This window comes from Bradyrhizobium jicamae (assembly GCF_001440395.1).
Taxonomy (GTDB): Bacteria; Pseudomonadota; Alphaproteobacteria; order Rhizobiales; family Xanthobacteraceae; genus Bradyrhizobium; species Bradyrhizobium jicamae.
On the sequence record NZ_LLXZ01000210.1, the window covers coordinates 2,454 to 3,231 of the forward strand.

General features: G+C 59.9%; 2 protein-coding genes. Both read right to left on the reverse strand.

Annotated features, from left to right (window positions below):
- Window positions 1-36: 36 nt before the first annotated feature.
- Window positions 37-381 carry a hypothetical protein gene (locus tag CQ12_RS36580; protein ID WP_018272523.1) on the reverse strand — a complete coding sequence of 115 codons (345 nt, stop codon included), beginning with the start codon at window positions 379-381 and terminating at the stop codon, window positions 37-39.
- 57 nt (window positions 382-438) lie between these two features.
- The coding region (locus CQ12_RS36585; RefSeq protein WP_198164354.1) for an SU10 major capsid protein at window positions 439-778 on the reverse strand (340 nt) is incomplete at its 5' end.

Here is a 778-nt window from a genome sequence, read left to right on the forward strand (position 1 = left end):
GGCAAAGACGCCCGTCTTTCGAGGGGCGCCTTTCGTTTAGGTGAAAGCTCTGATGATGACGGAGTAAGCGGCACCGGCCGCGCCCGTACCCGTGAAGCTGATCACGTCGCCAGCATTGACGTAAACAGCGCTGGTTCCGGCGAGCGGGAGATCAACCTCAGTAGTAGCCCATGCCGTAGCAGCGAGGGTCATACCCATGGCAGCAACTGTGGTGCCGTTGATTGCAACAGTAACGGTACTGGCCTGAGCGGTAGCGGGAGAACCAAAGACCGCCACGACCATTCCCGCAATCGGCGCGATAGCATACACAGCAGTCGTTCCAGCCGTGGTGCTTTCCGCGAGCACATAATCCGCGTCGGTTTTATTCTGAACGAGGGGCATCTAAGCCTCCAAAGAAAAAGGCGCCCCGAAGGGCGCCAGAGGTTGAGGATAAGAGGCTTACGAGCTGGTATTGTCGAACACACCACCCGAAGACTTCTCGTTGCGAGCAACGAGGGTGTACTCCGAGAGGATCTGACGCTTCTGGCTGTCGCCGGTCGGCGCAACGTAGACCGACACGAACTTGCGGCCGTTCAGGTAGGCAACAGCCCACTTGGCTGTCTCGAGCACCAGCACGTCGCGGGCGCGCTGGAAGCGATCCGGGACGACCTTGAGCTTGCCGAAGTCGGATTCGTAGGCGTCAACCGACGCCGTGATCTTCTTCGAAGAAGCCTCCTCCATCGGGGTCGAACGGCCCGTGAAGGTCGAGAACGCCTGCTTGTTGAAGGCGCCCGTCGAG